1 protein-coding gene and 1 pseudogene are annotated in these 1,253 nt (G+C 73.9%); both read left to right on the top strand.

From position 1 onward, the window contains the following. Nucleotides 1-219 (top strand): annotated as a pseudogene (locus AB0C29_RS49135) (NADP oxidoreductase); the annotation flags it as partial. A gap of 108 nt (nt 220-327) precedes the next feature. After that, a partial coding sequence (locus AB0C29_RS49140; protein ID WP_360835360.1) for an ATP-binding protein occupies nt 328-1,253 on the top strand: 926 nt, incomplete at its 3' end.

Here is a 1,253-nt window from a genome sequence, read left to right on the forward strand (position 1 = left end):
GACGACCCGGCCGGCGTGGCCGCGGTCGCCGCCCTGGTCGACGATCTCGGTTTCGACCCGGTCGTGGCCGGGCCGCTGGCCGAAGGGGTACGGATGGAGCCCGGCTCCGAGCTGTTCGGGGCGAACACCGACGCCGCCGAGGTACGGGCCATGCTCGACCGCTTCCCCGCCTCGGACCGGGGCCGGCTCGTCGCCGCGGCCCGGACCACCGGCATGTGACGGCCCCACGGTCGGAAAATTGACCTGGCGCACCGTCGGCGAGCGGTCAAAGATGAAGGTCGTCACGTCAGCCCGGTCAGCGGTCCGAACGCGACGAGGGGGATGTATGTGAGCTTGCAGCGGCACGAACCGCGGTTCAGCGAGCACGCACCCCTGGTCGGACGGCAGGCCGAGTGCGCGGCCCTCGATCAGTTGATCGCGGCGCTGCGCCGGGGCGAGAGCCGCGTGCTCGTGCTGCACGGTGCCCCCGGCACCGGGAAGTCGGCATTGATCGACTACGCCGAGCGCGCGGCGACCGGCACGCGCGTGCTGCGCGCGGTCGGCATCGAGTCCGAGATGGAGCTGGCGTTCGCCACCCTCCATCAGGTCTGCGCGCCGTTGCTCGGACGCCTGAAAGAGCTCCCCGACCTGCAGCGCGCCGCGCTCGAGACCGTCTTCGGGCTGCGGACCGGACCGCCGCCGGAACGCTTCCTGGTCGGCCTGGCCGTGCTCAGTCTGCTCTCGGACGCGGCCGGGGCACAGCCACTGTTCTGTGTGGTGGACGACGCCCAATGGATGGACCTGGCGTCAGGTCAGGTGCTGGGCTTCGTCGCCCGGCGGCTGCTGGCCGAGTCCGTCGCCCTGGTCCTCGGCTCCCGGGAACGCGGCCCGGAGCTGCGCGACCTGCCCGCCCTGGAGGTGTCCGGGCTGGGTGACGACGCTGCGCACGCCCTGCTGGACTCGGTCACCAACTCCGGGCTCGACCAGCACATCCGCGCCCGGATCGTGGCCGAGACCCGGGGCAACCCGCTGGCCATGCTGGAGCTCCCCCGCGGGCTGACCACGACCCAGCTGGCCGGCGGGCTCGGCCTGCTGAACGCGGACACGCTGCCGGGCCGGATCGAGCAGAGCTTCCTGGCCCGTGTCGAGGCACTGCCCGCGCCGGCCCGGCGGCTGCTGCTGATCGCCGCGGCCGAGCCGGACGGCGACCCGGTGCTGCTGTGGCGGGCCGCCGAACGCCTCGGAGTCCCGCCGGCGACCGCCCTGGCCGGCGG

It is taken from the genome of Actinoplanes sp. NPDC048791, from assembly GCF_040650095.1.
Classification (GTDB): Bacteria; Actinomycetota; Actinomycetes; order Mycobacteriales; family Micromonosporaceae; genus Actinoplanes.